Source organism: Kitasatospora sp. NPDC038210, assembly GCF_055600605.1.
In genome coordinates this window covers 102,829-121,579 of the sequence record NZ_JBVJYK010000014.1, presented here as the reverse complement: position 1 = coordinate 121,579, position 18,751 = coordinate 102,829, and the positions used below count along the sequence as shown (strand labels likewise).

Annotated in this window: 10 protein-coding genes, 6 tRNA genes and 1 pseudogene; 8 read left to right on the top strand and 9 right to left on the bottom strand. The window is 75.2% G+C overall.

Annotation, left to right across the window (positions count from 1 at the left end):
• Positions 1-217: 217 nt before the first annotated feature.
• The 3 genes from cbiE (at position 218) to cobA (ending at position 7,325) form a co-directional block, all read left to right on the top strand.
• Entirely contained in the window at positions 218-1,474 is a 1,257-nt protein-coding gene (cbiE, locus tag ACZ7KX_RS27120; protein WP_470328740.1) for a precorrin-6y C5,15-methyltransferase (decarboxylating) subunit CbiE, read from the top strand.
• A 507-nt stretch (positions 1,475-1,981) separates the two neighbouring features.
• Positions 1,982-5,971, top strand: a complete 3,990-nt coding sequence (gene cobT / locus ACZ7KX_RS27115; RefSeq protein WP_470328739.1) for a nicotinate-nucleotide--dimethylbenzimidazole phosphoribosyltransferase — start codon at positions 1,982-1,984, stop codon at positions 5,969-5,971.
• A gap of 106 nt (positions 5,972-6,077) precedes the next feature.
• On the top strand, positions 6,078-7,325 hold the full coding sequence (gene cobA, locus ACZ7KX_RS27110) for a uroporphyrinogen-III C-methyltransferase (protein WP_470328738.1): 1,248 nt from the start codon (positions 6,078-6,080) through the stop codon (positions 7,323-7,325).
• Between the two features lie 55 nt (positions 7,326-7,380).
• Here the strand turns inward: cobA and ACZ7KX_RS27105 are convergent, their stop codons facing one another.
• The gene (locus tag ACZ7KX_RS27105; protein WP_470328737.1) at positions 7,381-10,125 is read right to left on the bottom strand and encodes a SpoIIE family protein phosphatase; all 2,745 of its coding nucleotides are present in this window, start codon (positions 10,123-10,125) and stop codon (positions 7,381-7,383) included.
• An 89-nt stretch (positions 10,126-10,214) separates the two neighbouring features.
• On the opposite strand from ACZ7KX_RS27105, the gene ACZ7KX_RS27100 reads away from it, so the two are divergent.
• Positions 10,215-11,027 (top strand): TrmH family RNA methyltransferase, encoded by an 813-nt coding sequence (locus ACZ7KX_RS27100; RefSeq protein ID WP_470328736.1) that lies wholly within the window; start codon positions 10,215-10,217, stop codon positions 11,025-11,027.
• A 1,010-nt stretch (positions 11,028-12,037) separates the two neighbouring features.
• Here ACZ7KX_RS27100 and ACZ7KX_RS27095 read toward each other — a convergent pair.
• A pseudogene (locus ACZ7KX_RS27095) lies at positions 12,038-13,294 on the bottom strand (serine/threonine-protein kinase); the annotation flags it as partial.
• Between the two features lie 407 nt (positions 13,295-13,701).
• Here ACZ7KX_RS27095 and ACZ7KX_RS27090 point away from each other — a divergent pair.
• Positions 13,702-13,905 carry a hypothetical protein gene (locus tag ACZ7KX_RS27090; RefSeq protein WP_470328735.1) on the top strand — a complete coding sequence of 68 codons (204 nt, stop codon included), beginning with the start codon at positions 13,702-13,704 and terminating at the stop codon, positions 13,903-13,905.
• Between the two features lie 400 nt (positions 13,906-14,305).
• Here ACZ7KX_RS27090 and ACZ7KX_RS27085 read toward each other — a convergent pair.
• The 6 genes from ACZ7KX_RS27085 to ACZ7KX_RS27060 form a co-directional block, all read right to left on the bottom strand.
• Positions 14,306-14,377, bottom strand: a tRNA-Val gene (locus ACZ7KX_RS27085).
• Between the two features lie 41 nt (positions 14,378-14,418).
• Positions 14,419-14,490: transfer RNA gene (locus ACZ7KX_RS27080), tRNA-Val, on the bottom strand.
• 41 nt (positions 14,491-14,531) lie between these two features.
• A tRNA-Val gene (locus tag ACZ7KX_RS27075) sits at positions 14,532-14,603 on the bottom strand.
• Between the two features lie 44 nt (positions 14,604-14,647).
• Positions 14,648-14,719 (bottom strand) — tRNA-Val (locus tag ACZ7KX_RS27070).
• 34 nt (positions 14,720-14,753) lie between these two features.
• A tRNA-Cys gene (locus tag ACZ7KX_RS27065) sits at positions 14,754-14,827 on the bottom strand.
• Positions 14,828-14,867: 40 nt separating this feature from the next.
• A tRNA-Gly gene (locus tag ACZ7KX_RS27060) sits at positions 14,868-14,940 on the bottom strand.
• Positions 14,941-15,291: 351 nt separating this feature from the next.
• Here ACZ7KX_RS27060 and ACZ7KX_RS27055 point away from each other — a divergent pair.
• The 3 genes from ACZ7KX_RS27055 (at position 15,292) to ACZ7KX_RS27045 (ending at position 18,143) form a co-directional block, all read left to right on the top strand.
• Positions 15,292-16,353, top strand: a complete 1,062-nt coding sequence (locus ACZ7KX_RS27055; RefSeq protein ID WP_402800507.1) for a chorismate-binding protein — start codon at positions 15,292-15,294, stop codon at positions 16,351-16,353.
• A gap of 33 nt (positions 16,354-16,386) precedes the next feature.
• Positions 16,387-17,217, top strand: a complete 831-nt coding sequence (locus ACZ7KX_RS27050; RefSeq protein WP_396550474.1) for an aminotransferase class IV — start codon at positions 16,387-16,389, stop codon at positions 17,215-17,217.
• An 80-nt stretch (positions 17,218-17,297) separates the two neighbouring features.
• Positions 17,298-18,143 (top strand): GNAT family N-acetyltransferase, encoded by an 846-nt coding sequence (locus ACZ7KX_RS27045; protein WP_470328734.1) that lies wholly within the window; start codon positions 17,298-17,300, stop codon positions 18,141-18,143.
• 7 nt (positions 18,144-18,150) lie between these two features.
• Here the strand turns inward: ACZ7KX_RS27045 and ACZ7KX_RS27040 are convergent, their stop codons facing one another.
• On the bottom strand, positions 18,151-18,651 hold the full coding sequence (locus ACZ7KX_RS27040) for a DsbA family protein (RefSeq protein WP_470328733.1): 501 nt from the start codon (positions 18,649-18,651) through the stop codon (positions 18,151-18,153).
• Positions 18,652-18,751 lie beyond the last annotated feature (100 nt).

Here is an 18,751-nt window from a genome sequence, read left to right as displayed (position 1 = left end):
ACCGCGTCCGCTCGGACCGCGCCCCGCCGGACCCGCCGGTTCGGACCCGCGATGGGCCCCGCCCGGCCGGACAGCCGCCGGTCACCCGCTCGCCACGGACATGTGTACGAGATGTCCGCCCCCGGGGGATCACACCCGGTAGCCTCTGACCGGCGCCGCACCACCGCGCACCGCGGCGCACCGAGTGGCGCACCGAGTCGAGGGAGAACGGCCGCAGATGGCTGACCGGATCACGGTCATCGGGTGGGACGGCACGCCGCTGACCGAGGCCGCCGGTGCGGCCCTCGCCGCGGCGACCCTGGTGGCCGGGGCCCCCTACCAACTGAGCGCCCTCCCGGTGCCGGACGCCGCCGAGCGGATCGCCCTCGGCGACATCCGGCAGGCCGCCCGCCGGATCGCCGAGCACCGCGGTGCCGCCGTCGTGGTCGCCGAGGGAGACCCGGGCTTCTTCGGTGTGGTGCGCACCCTGCGCCGTCCCGAGTACGGCCTCGAACTGGAGGTCCTGCCCGCCGTCTCCTCCGTCGCCACCGCCTTCGCCCGGGCCGGCATGCCCTGGGAGGACGCCCAGGTGGTCAGCGCGCACGGCGGCCGGCTGCGCCGCGCGGCCAACATCTGCCGGGCCCACCCCAAGGTCGCGGTGCTCACCGCCCCGGGCGCCGGGCCCGCCGAACTCGCCCTGATGCTGCGGGGGGTGCACCGGACCTTCGTGGTCTGCGAGGCCCTCGGGACCCCGGACGAGGACGTCACCGTCCTCACCTCCGACCGGATCGCCGACCACGTGTGGCGCGACCCCAACGTGGTGCTGGTGATCGGCGGCGGCGCCCAGGCCGCCGCGGTGGACCAGGCGGCCGGGTGGCTGGCCGGGCGCCCGGTCGGCTACCCCGGCGCGGAGCGCGGGTGGGCGCTCCCCGGTGATGCCTACGCGGGCGCCGGGCGCACGGGTGGTGGGACCGGCGCGTCGGAGGAGCTCCCCGCGCACGTACGCGCCCTGGTGCTGGCCCGTCTGGGTGCACGTCCCGGGGACCTGGTCTGGTCGGTCGGCGCGGGCAGCGGCGCCCTCGCGGTGGAGGCGGCCCGGTTCGGCGCCGCCGTGGTCGCGGTCGAGGGCTCCCGTTCGGCCTGCGCCCGGCTGGCCGTCAACGCCCGCCGGTACGGCGTCGAGGTGGAGGCCGTGTACGGCGGCGGTCCAGAGGTGCTCGGCGGCCTGCCGGAGCCGGACGCGGCGGTGGTGGAGTCCGGCGGACCGGAGGTGGTGCGAGCGGTGCTGGCCCGCAAGCCGGCGCGCTTCGTCGCCCTGGCCCGGACCTTCGCCGAGGCGGAGGAGATCCGCCGGGCGATCGACGGGGCCGGCTACCGGGCGGACGGCGCGCTGCTCCAGTCGACCCCGCTGCGGTCCGCGGGCGAGGGCGGCGGGCTGGAACTGGGGGCGGGCGGCACCGGTGCACTGGTGCTCTGGGGTGAGCAGATCGTGTGAAGGCCTCGGGCGTGCGCCGGGGCGCGGCGGTCGCGCGGGCGGTGGTCCGCGCACGGCGCGGACGGTGATCCAGGTCGCATCCGGACACTGATTCGAGAGGTGACCGCGCCGGGCCGGTAGTGTGACGTCCTGGGCGGCTGCAGCGGTCGGCGACCCACCCGATTCGGTCGGTTTGTCACCTTTTTGACGTGGTGCAGGCCGGTTCCGCTCGGAGTGTGGGCAATTCGACGAGCTTCGTGCCGGACCTGGAGAATGCCGTAGGGTCCGGTGCGGTCGTGCCGGTTGCTCCGGGTTGTCGTTGTTTCAGACGATGCGTCGCCCCGTGCGGGCGGTGCACCGGGCCGGGGTGCCGCAGCGCGCCGGAAGGACTTGGGCCGCAGCGCTACGGCGCGGCGGCCGCGTGTGGTTGAGGGGCGGGTCGGTGCAGGCCCGGCCCGTGCGGATGGGCGCTGCGATCGGTGATCGTGTCGCCAAGGGCGCGGCAGCGGCCTGGAAGGAGCTTTGACAATGACCGATGGCGGCCACGTCCCGGGCGAGGGACTGCCGGAGCACCTGCACGCCGGGCCTGACCCGCTCGGCGGACCGGAGGGCGTCGCGGGCGTTGCACCTCTGCAGGGCGTCGCGACGGACGGCGGAATGATCCCGAACCCGGCGGCCCCGGTCGGCGGCATGCCCGGCGCGATGCCGGGCATGGGCACCATCCCGCCGCAGGGACAGCCCGGCTACGCCGTCCCCGGCGTGCCGGCGCCCGGTCTCCCCGGCGAGGGGTGGGGCGTCGATCAGGGCGCCCCGCGCCCGGCCTTCCACTTCCTCGACCAGCCCGACTCGCCGGACGGCCTGGACGACGATGACGACGTGCTGCTGATGCCCGGCCCGCAGGGTTCCTGGGGCGAGCCGATGGCGGCCGTCCCCGCCGAGCAGATGCCGCTCGCGCCGCAGCAGGACGGCACCCCGGTCGAGCCGTCCTGGCCGCCGGTGGACCCGCCGGTGCTCGGCGCCGAGCAGGTCCAGCAACAGCCCGTCCAGCTGCAGCAGCAGATGCAGCAGCCGATGACGCAGGCTCAGCCGCCGCGTCGCCCGCTGCACGCCGGCCCGCCGATTCCGGACCCGTCGCTGATGACCGGTCAGGTGCCGGTCCGTTCGCTGGCCGACCGCGGCCCGTCGCAGGGCGGCACGCCCGCGCACGGCATCCCGGTCGTCGGCCGGCCGCCGATGGCCGAGGCCGCCTTCCAGGCTCCGGCCGCCGTGCCGCACGCCGCTCCGGGGGCGCCCGTGCCGCCGGTCGTTCCGCTGGTCCCGGGTGCTCCGGTGGCGGACGGTCAGCAGCTGCCGCTCGCCCCGGACGTCCAGCAGCCGCTCCAGGTGCCGCTGGACTCGCAGTCGGTCGAGGGCGTGTTCGCCGTCGAGACGGTCGGGGCGATCGAGGTGATCGAGGTCGTCGAGACGCCGGAGGCCGTTCAGGCCGCCCAGGTCGTCGAGGGCGCCCAGGTCGCGCAGGCCGTGGCGGCGCCCGAGGCCGTCGTGGAGGCCGTGGCCGTCGCGCCGCAGGCCGTCGTGGTCGAGCCGGTCGCCGAGCAGGCCCAGGCCCAGGCCGCCGTCGCTGAGGTCGCCGTCGAGTCGGTCGCGGTCGAGTCGGTCGCGGTCGAGTCGGTGGTGGTGGAGCCGGTCGCCGCCGAGTCCGCCGCCGTCCAGTCCGTCGCCGTCGAGGGTGCCGTCGAGCAGGCCGGGACCGAGGCCGCGGCTCCGGCCGGACAGCCGCGCCGGATCTCCGCCTTCCTCGCCGCACCCACCCCGCACGGTCTGCCCAAGGTCGAGGCGGCCCAGGGTCCGGCGGCCGAGGAGGCGGCCCCGCAGCAGTCCGTGCCCATAGTGGCCGCCGACGCGCCGCAGGCCGTCGAAGGCGGCGAGGCCGTCCAGGCCGCTCCCGTCGCCGAGCCCGCCCAGGGCGCGGAGGCCGCCGAGGCCGTCGCGCCGCAGGCCGTGGAGGCCGCTGCGGTCGCGCCGGAGGTCGTCGCCGAGCCGGTCGCCGAGACCGCCGCGGGCACCGGTGAGATGCCGTCCGGGCAGGCCGTCACCGAGACCGTCGCCGAGACCGTCACCGAGGCTGTCAACGAAACTGCCGCCGAGGCCGAGCAGCCGCAGGAGGCCGCGCAGGCCCAGGCCCCGGCCGAGACGCAGGCCGGGACTCCGGCCGAGGCCCCTGCCGAGCCGGTCGCCGAGGCCCAGGTGTCGGCGGAGGCTCCCGCCGAGGGTGTCACCGAGCAGGTCCAGGCCGAGGCCGCGGGCGACACCGCAGCCGCGACCACCGCCGAGCCCGCCGCCGCCGAGCCCGCCGCCGCGGGCGAGGCGGCGCAGCCGGCCGAAGCCACCGCGCAGGAGCCGGAGCAGCAGCCCGCTGCCGAGGCCGCCGAGGCGTCCGCTCCCGCCGCCGAGCCCGCCCAGGGCGCGGAGGCCGCCGAGGCGGCTGCGGTCGCGCCGGAGGCCGTCGCCGAGCAGGCCCAGGCCGCCGCCGAGCCGGTCGCCGAGCAGGCGCAGGCCCCGGCCGAGGTTCCCGCCGACGTAGCCGTCGAGACCGTCGAGACCGTCGAGCAGGCCCCCGAGACCGCCGTCACCGAGGAGCCGCAGGCCGAGCAGCCGGTCGCCGTCGAGCAGCCCGCCGACCGGCCCGCCGCGGAGGACCAGGCCGCCGTCGAGCAGCCCGTCGCCGAGGAGCCGCAGCCCGAGGAGCCCGCCGAGCCGCGCGGCCCCGCCGCCCCGGGCTACGACGAGGCCGGCCGCGACGCCGTCCACCAGGTGATCCGCGAGCGCCGCGACATCCGCAACGGCTTCCGCTCGGACCCGATCCCGCACGAGGTGCTGATCCGCGTCCTGGAGGCCGCGCACACCGCGCCCAGCGTCGGCTACTCGCAGCCCTGGGACTTCGTGGTGATCCGCTCGCGCAAGACCCGCAAGCGGATGCACGCCCTGGCCGAGCGCCAGCGCGAGGCGTACGCGGACTCGCTGCCCAAGGGCCGGGCCAAGCAGTTCAAGGAAATCAAGATCGAGGCCATCCTCGAAACCCCGGTCAACATCGTGGTGACCGCCGACCGCACCCGCGGCGGCCGGCACACCCTCGGCCGGCACAGCCAGCCCCAGATGGCCCCGTACTCGGCCGCCCTGGCCGTCGAGAACCTCTGGCTGGCCGCCCGCGCCGAGGGCCTGGGCGTCGGCTGGGTGAGCTTCTTCGACGACGAGGAGCTGGTGCGCGAGCTCGGCCTGCCCGAGCACCTGGAGGTCGTGGCCTACCTGTGCGTGGGCTTCGTCGACTCCTTCCCGGACGAGCCCGAGCTGGAGCAGCAGGGCTGGGCCAAGAAGCGCCCGCTGTCCTGGGTCGTCCACGAGGAGCAGTACGGCAACCGCGCGCTGCCCGGCGAGGAGCCGCAGAGCCTGCTCGCCGAGACCCTGCGCGGCATCCGCCCGCTGGACGCCAAGGCGCTCGGCGAGGCCTGGGACCGCCAGAAGCGGATGACCAAGCCGGCCGGTTCGCTCGGCATGCTGGAGATCATCTCCGCCCAGCTGTGCGGCCTGTCCCGCAAGTGCCCGCCGCCGATCCCGGAGCCCGCCTGCGTGGCGATCTTCGCCGGTGACCACGGCGTGCACGCCCAGGGCGTCAGCCCCTGGCCGCAGGAGGTGACCGCCCAGATGGTCGGCAACTTCCTGGCCGGGGGAGCGGTGATCAACTCCTTCGCGAAGCAGATCGGCACCGAGGTCTGCGTGGTCGACGTCGGCGTGGCCGCCGAGCTGCCGGAGGCCGTCCAGCAGGGGCGCGCCACCGGCCTGCTTCCGCGCAAGGTCCGTCCCGGCACCGCCGACATGACCCAGGGCCCGGCGATGACCCGCGAGGAGGTCCTCCAGGCCGTCGAGGTCGGCATCGAGACCGCCCGTGACCTGGTCGCGGCGGGCAACAAGGCGCTGGTCACCGGCGACATGGGCATCGCCAACACCACCGCCTCGGCCGCCCTGATCTCGGTGTTCACCGGCCTCGACCCGGCCGAGGTCACCGGCCGCGGCACCGGCATCGACGACGAGACCCACGCCCGCAAGATCGAGGTCATCCGCGCCGCGCTGGCCCTCCACCAGCCCGACCCGAGCGACCCGATCGGTGTCCTCGCCGCCGTCGGCGGCCTGGAGCACGCGGCCATCGCCGGCTTCCTGCTGGGCGCGGCCTCGCTGCGCACCCCGGTGGTGCTGGACGGTGTCATCGCCGGTTCGGCCGCCCTGGCCGCCAAGGCGATCGCCCCCGAGGTGCTGGCCGCCTGCATCGCCGGGCACCGCTCCGCCGAGCCCGGCCACCAGGCCGCGCTGGCGAAGCTCGGTCTGCGTCCGCTGATCGACCTGGACCTGCGGCTCGGCGAGGGCACCGGTGCCCTGCTGGCCCTGCCGCTGGTGCAGAGCGCGGCCCGGGCGATGCACGATGTAGCCACCTTCGACTCCGCCGGGGTCACCGAGAAGGCCTGACGCACACTCGCACCGCTCCGCGGACCGGCCCGAGGGCGCGCCGGCCCGCGGAGCGGCGTCTCGCCGTACCGTCCCCACCCCCTCACCCCGATCAGGAGCCCCGCCGATGACCGCGCCCACCCCGCACCCGAGCACCGAGGGCCGAACCCCCTACCCGGTCGGCCTGCTGCTGGCCGGCCGCCGCGTCGTCGTGGTCGGTGGCGGCCAGGTCGCCCAGCGGCGGCTGCCGGCACTGATCGCCACGGGGGCCGAGCTGCACCTGATATCGCCGGCCACCACCCCGGCCGTCCAGGCGATGGCCGACGCCGGCGAGCTCACCTGGCACGCCCGCCCGTACCGGGACGGCGACCTGGCCGACGCCTGGTACGTCCTGGTCGCCACCGACGACCCGGCCGTCAACGCGGCGGTCAGCGCCGAGGCCGAGCGCGGCCGGGTGTTCTGCTCCCGCAGCGACGACGCCTCCGCCGCCACCGCCTGGACCCCGGCCAGCGGCCGCGACGCGGGCGCCACCGTGGCCGTCCTCACCGGCGACCCGCGCCACTCCGCAGCCCTGCGCGACGCCATCGTGGACGGCCTGCGGGACGGCTCGCTGGCCGCCCGCCAGTACCGCTCGCACGGCGCCGGCGTCGCCCTGGTCGGCGGCGGCCCCGGTGACCCGGACCTGATCACCGTGCGCGGCCGCCGCCTGCTCGCGGACGCCGACGTGGTGGTCACCGACCGCCTCGCCCCGCGCGAACTGCTCGCCGAGCTGCCCGAGCACGTCGAGGTGATCGACGCCTCCAAGATCCCGTACGGCCGGTTCATGGCCCAGGAGGCGATCAACCGGACGCTCATCGAGCACGCCAAGGCCGGCAAGTTCGTGGTCCGCCTCAAGGGCGGCGACCCGTACGTCTTCGGACGCGGCGGCGAGGAGCTGCTGGCCTGCGCCGAGGCGGGCCTGCCGGTCACCGTCGTGCCCGGGATCTCCAGCTCGATCAGCGTCCCCGCCGCAGCGGGCGTCCCGGTCACCCACCGCGGCATGACCCACGAGTTCACCGTGATCTCCGGCCACGTCGGCCCGGACGACGAGCGCTCCCTCACCAACTGGGAGGCCGCCGCGAGGATGAGCGGCACCCTGGTGCTGCTGATGGCCGTGGACAAGATCGGCGCGATCGCCGCCCGGCTGGTCGAGTACGGCCGCCCGGCGGACACCCCGGTCGCGATCGTCCAGGAGGGCACCACCGCCGCCCAGCGCCGGGTCGACGCCACCCTGGGCACCGTCGCCGCGGTGGTCGAGGCCGAGGGCGTCAAGCCCCCGGCGGTCATCGTCGTCGGCGACGTCGTCAACGTCCTGGCCGCCGCCTTCCCGCGGTAGGCCCGGCCCCCGGAGTGCCCGGCCGCTGGAGTGGGAAGTCGGCCCGGCCGACTTCCTATTCCAGCGGCTGCTCCGTCCAGATGACCTTCCCGGTCGCCGTGTAGCGCGTTCCCCAGCGGTCCGCGAACTGGGCGACCAGGAACAGCCCGCGCCCGCCCTCGTCCTCGGTCGCCGCGTACCGCAGGTGCGGCGAGGTGCTGCTGCCGTCCGACACCTCGCAGATCAGCGCACGGTCCCGGAGCAGCCGCACCCGGATCGGCCCCGAGCCGTACCGGATCGCGTTGGTCACCAGCTCGCTCAGGATCAGCTCGGTGACGAACGCGGCCTCGTCCAGCCCCCAGGCCTCCAGCCGCCGGGCCACCTCGCCCCGCACGGCACCCACCGCGGCCGGGTCGGACGGCACGTCCCACTCCGCCACGTGGTCCGAGGCCAGCACCCTGGTCTGCGCCACCAACAGCGCGATGTCGTCCTGCGGGTGCGACGGCAGCATCGCCCCCAGCACGTCCGCGCAGGTCTGCTCGGCGGTGCGCGGCGGGCCGGTCAGCGCCGTCCGCAGCAGGTCCAGCCCCTCGTCGATGTCCCGGCTGCGGTCCTCGACCAGCCCGTCCGTGTACAGCACCAGCCGGCTGCCCTCCGCCAGCTCCAGCTCGGCGGTCTCGAACGGCAGCACCGCCAGCCCGAGCGGCGGCCCGGTCGGCAGCTCCGGGAACACCACCCGGCCCTGCGGATCCACCACGGCAGGCGGCGGGTGCCCGGCGGTGGCAAGCGTGCACCGCCGCGACACCGGGTCGTAGATCGCGTACAGACAGGTCGCGCCGGTCAGCCCCGCGTGCTCCCCGCTCGCCGCCTCGTCCTGGTCGATCCGGTTCACCAGCTCGTCCAGGTGCCCCAGCAGCTCGTCCGGCGGCAGGTCCAGGGTCGAGAAGTTGTGGATCGCGGTGCGCAGCCGGCCCATCGTCGCCGCCGCGTGCAGCCCGTGCCCCACCACGTCGCCGACCACCAGGGCCACCCGGGCGCCCGGCAGCGGGATCACGTCGAACCAGTCCCCGCCGACCCCCGCCTGGGCCGGCAGGTAGCGGTGCGCCACCTCCAGCGCGTTCTGGGCCGGCAGGGTGCGCGGCAGCAGGCTGTGCTGCAGCGTCACCGCCATCGCGTGCTCCCGGGTGTAGCGCCGCGCGTTGTCGATGCACACCGCCGCGTGCGACACCAGCTCCTCGGCCAGGGCCAGGTCGTCCGTCTCGAACGGCTCCGCCCGCTGCGCCCGCCAGAACCGGGCCACCCCCAGCAGCACCCCGCGCGCCCGCAGCGGCACCCGGACCAGCGAGTGCACCCCGTACTCCAGCACCTGCGCCGACCGCTCCGGGTCCTGGTCCCGCCACCGCCGGGCCTCCGCCAGGTCGGGTTCCAGGCCCGCCTCCCCGCTGTGCAGCGCCCCGGCCAGCGGGGTGGCGGGCACGATGTCCAGCACCGTGCCGACCGGGTAGAACGGCGCGTCGTCCCGGACGCCCTGCACCGCCGCCCGCCGCATCCGCCCCAGCGAGGTGCCGACCGGCGGCTCCTCGCCCACCAGGACCTGCTCCGCGAGGTCCACCGTGACGAAGTCCGCGAACCGCGGCACCGCGACCTGCGCCAGCTCCTCCGCCGTCCGCGTCACGTCCAGCGTGCTGCCCACCGTCACGCCGGCGTCGTACAGCAGCCGCAGCCGCCGCTGCGCGCGCTCGGCCCGGCCGGACAGTGCCAGCAGCTCGGTCGAGTCACGCAGCGTGGCGACGCAGCCGGGCGGGCCGTCGGGGGCCTGGTCGGTCAGCCGGACGTTCACCGCCAGCAGCCGCTCCCCGGCCAGCACCACCTGGTCGGTCACCTGGCGGTTGGCCGTCAACAGCGCCAGCGGGGCCTGCTCCAGACCCAGCTCCGTCACCGGTCGGCCCTCGGCGTCCGGTGGCAGGTCCAGCAGCCGGCGCGCCTCGTCGTTGCAGAGCAGCAGCAGCCCGTCCCCGCCGACGATCATGACGCCCTCGCGCACCGCGTGCAGCACGGCTGCGTGGTGCTCGTACATCCGGGTCATCTCGATCGGGCCCAGCCCGCGCGTCTGCCGCCGCAGCCGACGGCTGATCAGCGCCGTCCCGAGCGTGGCCAGGCCGATCGCGCCGGCCGCCGCGCCCAGCACCACCGGCAGCTGACGCTCGCTCGCCGTGCTGACGTTCGCCAGCGTGACGCCTGCCGAGACCAGCCCGACCACCTGGCCGTCCGGCGCGTACACCGGGACCACCGCCTGCACCAGCGGGCCGAGCGTGCCCGTGACGTGTTCGGTCACCACCTGGCCCTGCAGCGCGGGCTCGTAGTCGCCGACGAACTTCTGGCCGATCCGGGCCGGGTTCGGGTGGGTGTAGCGGATGCCCTGGTTGTTCAGGACGACGATGAAGTCCACGCCCGAGCCGACCCGCGCGGACTGCGCCTTCGGTTGGAGGATCGCGGTCGGGTCGGGGGAGCGGAGCGCCTCGACCATGCCCGGTGAGTTCGCGAAGGTCTGGGCGACCGCCACCGACCGGTTCCGCGCCTCGTTGTCGGCGTCCCTGTGCGACTGCACCACCAGCGCCACCACGGCGGCCGCCACCAGGAGCAGCACGACCAGGATCTGCAGTGCGAACACCTGTCCCGCCAGCGACCGGTGCCACACCGGCCACCCCCGCATCGCGCGCGGCAGCTGTGGCCGACCGTGTGGGCGCCCACCGGAGGAGCCGGCGGAGCCAGTGGCGCCAGAGGCCGACGGAGCCCGGGATCGGCCCGGATAACGGGCCATACGGTCATATTTGCACTCCGACCAGCCGGGGACCACCCCGTCCGATCGGCCGTTTGGCCTTCCCCGCCCCGGCTTGGCAAGATCGCAGGGTGTCCGAACCCAGCACCATCACCGACCCGGCCGACCCCCGACTCGCCGACTACACCGGCCTCACCGACGTCGAACTGCGCCGTCGCCGCGAACCCGCCGAAGGCCTGTTCATCGCCGAGGGGGAGAAGGTCATCCGCCGTGCCCTCGCCGCCGGCTACCGGATGCGGTCGATGCTGCTCACCGCGAAGTGGCTGGACGTGATGGCCGACGTCATCGCCGAGGCGGACGCCCCCGTCCACGTGGTCGAGCCCGCGCTCGCCGAGGCCGTCACCGGCTACCACGTCCACCGCGGCGCCCTCGCCTCGATGGAGCGCAAGCCCCTCCCGGACGCCGCCGACGTGCTCGCCGGAGCCCGCCGGGTCGCGGTCCTGGAGGGCCTGGTCGACCACACCAACCTCGGCGCGATCTTCCGCAGCGCCGCGGCCCTCGGCATGGACGCCGTCCTGCTCTCGCCCGACTGCGCCGACCCGCTGTACCGGCGCGCCGTCAAGGTCTCGATGGGCGCCGTCTTCGCGGTCCCGTATGCCCGCCTCGACCCCTGGCCGGCCGCCCTCGACACGGTGCGCGACGCCGGCTTCACCCTCCTCGCCCTCACCCCCGCGGACGACGCCGTCGACCTCGCGGGCCTCACCCCGCACCGCCTCCCCAAGGCCGCCCTCATGCTCGGCGCCGAGGGCGACGGCCTCACCCCCCACGCCGTCGCCGCCGCCGACCACCCGGTCCGCATCCCCATGGCCCACGGCATCGACTCCCTCAACGTGGGCGCCGCCGCAGCCGTGGCCTTCTACGCCGTCACCACCCCCGCCACCTGACCCCCGTCCCCGCGGGCCCCGAACCACCGGAAGTCGGCCCGCCCGACTTCCCACGCCTCCACCCGCACCCCGTCGCCCACGCGGCCCGTTGGGAGGCCGCTCACCGGGCGCCTCGCGTGCCTGCCGCGTCATGGGAAGTCGGCCGGCTCGACTGTCCGAGCCGTCGTCCTTGGCCCGTTGCCTGCGGCTCCCAGAGGTTGCCTGCCGGGTGCGGTGTGTGGCGCCTGGGGTGGCTCGCCGTCACCGACCCGGTTGCCTGTGCAGCTCCTGCCGGGTCACCGGAAGTCGGCGGATCCGACTTCCGGTGCTTCGCCCGGGCCGGCTCAGCCCGTCGTGGCGGCCGTGGGTGGGGCGGGGGCGGCGGCGGGGGGTGGGACGGGGGCGCCGGGGGCGCCGGGCCAGGACTCGTCGAGGGTGCCGTCAGCGCGGACGGTGTAGCGGGTGGAGGTGACCGCTCCGGTGGCGGCGACGCGTTCCTCGCGGACGACCGTGCTGCCGTCCAGCCGCCAGGTGGCCGCCGCCTGCGGGTCCGCTGCCGAGGTGCGGGAGGTGGTGGCGACCGGGTTGTCCCCGGCGAAGGCGTAGAGCTGGACGAGGTCGACCGGCGCCGAGCCCTCCGCCCGCCGCAGGACCACGACGGCGGCCGGCACGCCCTTGTAGCGGGCCGGCAGCACCGCGCTCAACGCGACCTGCGGCCCGGCCCCGACCGAGTGGCCGTCCTTCAGCGCGACGGCCGGCCCGCCGACCCCGTCGGGGTAGCTGCGGTTCGGCCAGTCGACCGCCGGTACCGGTCCTTGCGGCGCGGTCAGGGCGCCGTCCGCCGTGCCGCCGCGCGCTGCCGCCGGGAGCGGTGCGGTCGGGGCTTGCGGGACGACGTCCACCGACGACCCCGGCACCGAAAGCAACCCGCCGCCGCCACCGCCGCCGCCCGCACCGGCAGCCGCGCTCGCGACCGCCCCGGTCGGCGGCTTCAGGCCCTGGTTGCCGCGGTCCTCGCACCCCTGCGCCGCCGCGATGGCCAGAGCCACCCCGAGGGTCACCGTGACGAAGACCACCAGCCGCTGTCGCAGCAGCCGCTGCCGCGCCGTGCCGGGCCGCCCGCCGGGGGCGGGGGTGTGCTGCCGGTCCCGGGGCCGGGCCCGGTCGCGGGGGCCGGGACGGTGCGGGGGCGGAGTCTGTGGGCGGTCCGTGCGCAGCGGGCGGGTCACGGGCGTCGGCTCGGGCCGGGGCAGCGGTGCGCCGGCCCCCGGCGGACGCCGCCCGCCGGCCCCGGAAGCCTGCGCACCTGGACGGCCCGCCGCCGCCCGGGCCCGGGCCGCGGCGGGCGGTTCGGGCGAGCGCCCGGGAGCCGGGACGCCCTGCCGGGCGCCGTCCTGCGGGGCGGGCGCGGGTACCCCCCGCCCGGGCCGGGCCGTGCGGGCTGCGCCGCCGGCGGCCGCGGCCGCCGTTCCGCGCGCGGCCAGCTCGCTGAGCCGCTCGTGCAGCGCGGCCGCGCCGGGCCGTTCGGCGGGCTCCTTGGCAAGGCAGGCGCGGATCAGCGGCGCGAGCTGCGGCGGGACGGCCGACAGGTCGGGCTCCTCGTGGACGACCCGGTACAGCATCACCTCGGAGGAGGCCCCCGAGCCGAACGGGGTGTCCCCGGTGAGCGCGTACGCGAGGGTGGCCCCGAAGGCGAAGACGTCGGTGGCCGGTGTGACGGCGGCTCCGCGTACCTGCTCGGGCGCGAGGAAGCCGGGGGAGCCGACCGCCGTGCCGACGTGGGTGAGCGTGCTGGCGCCGCGCGACCACGCGATGCCGAAGTCGATGATCCGCGGGCCCTTCGGCGAGAGCAGGATGTTGGAGGGCTTGAGGTCCCGGTGGACCACGCCGGCCTCGTGCACCTTGACCAGCCCGTCGGCGAGCGCGGCCCCGATCCGGGCGGCCTCGGGCCAGTTCAGCGGGCCCTCGTCGCCGACCCGTTTGTAGAGCGAGGGCCCGGGCACGTACGCGGTGGCGAGCCACGGCCGGTCGGCTTCGATGTCGGAGCCGACCACGCGGGCGGTGCAGCCGCCCCGGATGCGGGAGGCGGCAGCGATCTCGCGGGCGAAGCGGGTGCGGAACTCCACGTCCTCGGCGAGTTCGGCGCGGATCAGCTTGAGGGCGACGCGCTGTCCGCGGCGGTCGGAGCCGAGGTAGACCACACCCATCCCGCCGGCGCCCAGTCGCCGGTGCAGGCGGTACGGCCCGACGATGCGGGGGTCCTCACGCCTCAGCCGCATCATCGCCATGTTTCCGTTCCCCGTCAGCCTGTGGGTGAGGCCCCGTCGGTTGGGCCGTCGTCAGTTCCTGTCTGGCACAGCTTACGGACTGCCTGCTGCGGTGTGCTGATACGCAACACCTCAAGCCGCCGTGCGATTGTCTGATCTTGCGTGGACGTGCAGGTCACAGGGGTGCCGGATCGCCTCTCGGGGTTACCCCTCAGGGTTCCCTCGGGGGTCGGGTCAACCTTCCCTCCCCCTGCGGTAGTAGGCCTCAAGTCCGAGCGTCATCCTCCGGGACGTCCGAGGAACAGTACGACGGCATGACGTCCGGAGGGGCCCCTGACCAATAGCGTTGAGCCCAGCGGTGGACGGGAAGCTCGTCCCCCGAGGTAAGCCGTTCACCGCGCCAACTCGACCGGATCAGGAGCAAGGGCATGGCACCGCAGCTCACGGGAAACCCCCGCCGCCGTCGGCCGGCCTTCGTCCAGTCCCGGTCCGCCGCCGAGCAGCCCACCCGGCACCCCGCGGTGGCACTGGCCATGGCCCTGCCGTGCGCCGTGCTCCTGGTGCTGCTCTTCGGCGGGTGGGACCAGATGGCGAACCAGGCCCAGGCCGTCGCCGATCTGATCGGCCGCTGAGAACACCGGCAGACCGGGGAACACCGGGCCGCGGGTCCACACGGTCCGCACCGGGCCGAGCAGCACCTGAGAAGGACGCCGCCCCCTAGGGGACGGACACAGAACGGGCACCGGTCCCCTGGGGACGGGGAGCGGTGCCGCCGGGGAGGCCGCGGCCGCTGTGACTCGCGGACGGGCGAGAGCGGTGCGCAGAGCGCCCCGGCAGGCGGAGATGCCGCGTACGGACGTCGGTGAGGGCGTCCGTACGCGGCTCTTCTCCTGTCCGGCCATCGTCGAAGTGCCGCGGAGCAACCGAAGTGCCGCGGAGCAACCGAAGTGCCGCGGAGCAATCGAAGAGCAGATGGACAACGCAGAAGGCCGGAGCCGCGACCCCGGTGGATCGCGGCTCCGGCCGTTACTGTGCGCGATACTGGGATTGAACCAGTGACCCCTACCGTGTCAAGGTAGTGCTCTCCCGCTGAGCTAATCGCGCCTGGTGAGGCGGTCCTGCAGCAGACCCCGGAGGGCCCGACGTGCGCGATACTGGGATTGAACCAGTGACCCCTACCGTGTCAAGGTAGTGCTCTCCCGCTGAGCTAATCGCGCCTGGTGAGGCGGTCCTGCAGCAGACCCCGGAGGATCCGACGTGCGCGATACTGGGATTGAACCAGTGACCCCTACCGTGTCAAGGTAGTGCTCTCCCGCTGAGCTAATCGCGCCTGGTGAGGCAGTGGTGCAGCAGGCCTCGAAGGGCCCGTTACTGTGCGCGATACTGGGATTGAACCAGTGACCCCTACCGTGTCAAGGTAGTGCTCTCCCGCTGAGCTAATCGCGCGGGGAGGGCTCCCGGCGGAACCGGGAGATCCTCTTGGAGGTGGAGACGGGATTTGAACCCGTGTACACGGCTTTGCAGGCCGTTGCCTCGCCTCTCGGCCACTCCACCAGGCAACACATGGAGAACGATCTTACACTGTTCTCCATCGAGCGGACGACGAGATTCGAACTCGCGACCCTCACCTTGGCAAGGTGATGCTCTACCAACTGAGCCACGTCCGCCTGTCTCCCAGGACCTTCGCCGTTCTTCCCGGCTGCGCTCCCTGGCGACGTGTTGAACTCTAGCGGATTCCCGGGCCAGCTAAAAATCCGTTCTCGCAGCGTGCCGAGGGCGTGCCCGCCGAGTGCCGTCCCGTCAGCCCGCGCCGGCGCCGACCGGCCGCCACCTGCGGCGCTCCCGGACGATCACCCGCAGACCACCCGACGCACACCCGCGCGACGCCCGGACCTGCTCGAAAGCGGCACGGGCCCCGGCTCGCGCGCCCCGTCGCACAGGGGGCGCACCAGGGTCGGCTGCGCGCCCCCCGACCTACACTTCAGACACCGCCGCCCAGCACACCGCGCAGGAGAACCGTGTCCGGCCACCCCGACCCCAGCACCCCGCTCGCCCGCTTCGGCGGCCGCCTGGCCACCGGACTGCGCGACGTCACCTCGGACCCGGCCGCCCTGGACTCCGCCGGCTACTGGGCCGTCGCCTACGACTTCGAGGGGCGGCTCACCTGCGCCCGCTTCGACCGGGTCCTGCCCGCCCCCGCCCCGCCCTCCGGCGCCGGCTGGCGCGGCCCGGACGCCGGCAGCTGGCACAGCTCCCTGGACCGCACCGCCTACACCGCGGGCGTGCGCCGCATCCGCGAGCACATCGCCGCCGGCGAGGTCTACCAGGCCAACCTCTGCCGGGTGATGTCCGCGCCGCTGCCCGACCCGGACCTCAGCGACATCGACGCCCTCACCGGCCTCCTCGCCCACGGCAACCCCGCCCCCTACGCCGGCACCATCCGACTGCCCGAGCACGGGGTCGAGATCGCCACGGCCTCGCCCGAGCTCTACCTGCGCCGCACCGGCCGCACCGTCTCCTCCGGCCCGATCAAGGGCACCGGCCGCACCGAGGACGACCTGCTCGACAAGGACCACGCCGAGAACGTGATGATCGTGGACCTGGTCCGCAACGACCTCGGCCGCGTCTGCGACACCGGCAGCGTCACCGTCCCCGACCTCTGCGCCGTCGAGAAGCACCCCGGCCTGGTCCACCTGGTCTCGACCGTCGAGGGCACCCTGCGCGAGGACGCCGGCTGGCCCGGACTCCTCGCCGCCACCTTCCCGCCCGGCTCCGTCACCGGCGCCCCCAAGTCCAGCGCCCTGCGGATCATCGAGTCCCTGGAGACCGCCCCGCGCGGCCCGTACTGCGGCGCCGTCGGCTGGGTCGACGCCGACCGCGGCGAGGGCGAACTCGCCGTCGGCATCCGCACCTTCTGGCTCGACCGGACCGACCCCGGCACCCCGGTCCTGCACTTCGGCACCGGCGCCGGCATCACCTGGGGCTCCGACCCCGACCGCGAGTGGGCGGAAACCGAACTCAAGGCCGCCCGCCTGGTCGCGATAGCGTCGGGCAGCGAACCCGATCCGACCGGGGCATGAGCCACACCGCCCACCGCTGAGGAGCAGCCCTCGATGCACAACCGCACCACGAGCTGGGTCAACGGCACCCTCGTCGACTCCGCCGACGCCACCGTCTCCGTCTTCGACCACGGCCTCACCACCGGCGACGGCGTCTTCGAGACCCTGAAGACCGTCGACGGCAGGGCCTTCGCGGTCACCCGCCACCTCGACCGGCTGACCCGCTCCGCCCGCGGCCTCGGCCTGCCCGACCCCGACCACGACCTGGTCCGCGAGGCCTGCGCCCAGGTGCTCGCCGCCAACCCCGCGCCGCTCGGCCGCCTGCGCGTGACCTACACCGGCGGCCAGGCCCCGCTCGGCTCCGAGCGCGGCACCACCGGCCCGAGCCTCGTCGTCGCCCTCGGTGCCATCAACCGCCGCCCCGACGAGACCGCCGTCGCCGTCGTCCCCTGGCGCCGCAACGAGCACAGCGCCGTCGCCGGCCTCAAGACCACCTCGTACGCGGAGAACGTCGTCGCCCTGGCCGCCGCGCACCGCGTCGGCGCCTCCGAGGCCCTGTTCGCCAACACCGCCGGCCGGCTCTGCGAGGGCACCGGCTCCAACGTCTTCGTGGTCATCGGCGGCCGCCTGCTCACGCCCGCCCTCGCCTCCGGCTGCCTGGCCGGGATCACCCGGCGGCTCGTCGTCGACTGGTGCGGCGCGGAGGAGGCGGACCTCCCGCTCGACGCCCTCCAGGACGCCGAGGAGGTCTTCCTGACATCCACCACCCGCGACGTCCAGGCCGTCACCCGCGTCGACGACCGCGAACTGCCCGGCATCGGCCCCGTCACCGCCAAGGCCATGTCCGTCTTCGCCGAGCGCAGCGGCGACGACCTCGACCCCTGATCCCGCCTCCGGGCTTCGGAACCCGGCCGCGTGGACGGCCCCCGTGGATAACCTTCCGAGCAAGGGGAAGGGACCACCACATGACCACCACGCTGCGCCCCGAGGGCCCGGAGACACCCACCGCGGCCGGCGGCCGCACCAGACGCTGGCGGATCCTGGCGAACGGCCACCCGGTCGGCGCGCTGCGCACCACCGCCACTCCGCACGGCGGCCGACTCTGGGGCGAGATATCGGAGTTGGAGGTCACCGAAGGGCGTGGCCGGGGCCGTGGGACGTTCGGCGGGCTGGCCGCCGAGGAGGTGCTGCGCCACTGGGACTGCGTCCGGGTGGACGTCAGGATCCCCGAACCGGCGCCCGTGGCGCGGGCCCTCGCCGCCACCCTCGGCTACACCGAGCGGATGCGGACCCTGACCAAGCACCTCGACGCAGCCCCCGCCCTGCCCACCGGGCTGACCGTGCGCCCGATCGAGGCCGCGGTGCTCCCGGGCTGGCTCGACGGGGGAGCGGAGCGCTTCGCCCGCGCGCTCGTGGCCTCCGGCCTCACCGAGGAGCAGGCCCGCGCCAAGTCCGGCGACGCCCGGCCGAACCTGCTCCCGCAGGGCGTCGAGACCCCGGGCGCCGTCCTGCGCAGCCTCCACGGCGCCGACGGCGGCCCGGAGCCGTACGGCGCGATCTGGGTGGCCCTCCACCTGCGCGACCTGCCGGACGGCGAACCGCTGGCCTGGGTGATGGTCGTCGAGGTGTCTCCGGCCCACCGGGGCCGAGGACACGGCCGCACCCTGATGCTGCTCGCCGAGCGGGAGTGCCTCGCCGCCGGGGTGCGCAACCTCGGGCTCAACGTCTTCGCCGACAACGAGGTCGCCGTCCGGCTCTACGACTCGCTCGGCTACGGCGTCACCGAACGCCTCTACGGCAAAGCGCTCTGACGTGCCGTCAGGAAGTGTGCGCCGCCTCGATGGCGGCCACGATCCGCTCGCGCAGCCCGTCCTGGCTCTGCCCGCCGTCCAGGCGCTGGCCGCCGATCACGTACGTCGGCGTGCCCGTGACCCCGATCGCCTTCCCCTCGGCCTGGTCGGCGTCGACGGTCAGCATGTGCCGGCCGTCGACCAGCGCGGTGTCGACCTCCTCGACGTCCGCCCCGACCTCGCGGGCGACGTCCAGCAGCACCTGCTGCCCCCGCGCGTCCAGTTCATCGACCCGGGCCAGCAGCGCTTCCACGAACGGCCAGCCCAGCCCCTGCGCGAACGCCTCCTCGGCCGCCTCGGCGGCCGCGTAGGCGTGCTTGTGCTTCTCCAGCGGGAAGTGCCGCAGCTCCACGGGCAGGGCGTCGCCGTACTGCGCGCGCAGCGCCCGCACGTCGTCCAGCGCGGTACGGCAGTCCGGGCACTGGAGGTCGCACCAGAACTCAAGGCGGGGGAGGGAACCATCGATCATTCCCCCAGTGTTCCACTAGTGGGCGGCCGCCCCGGCCGGCGGTGCGCCCGAGGGCGGACCGACAGGGAGGCACCGATGACCAGGACGATCGGACGCGAAG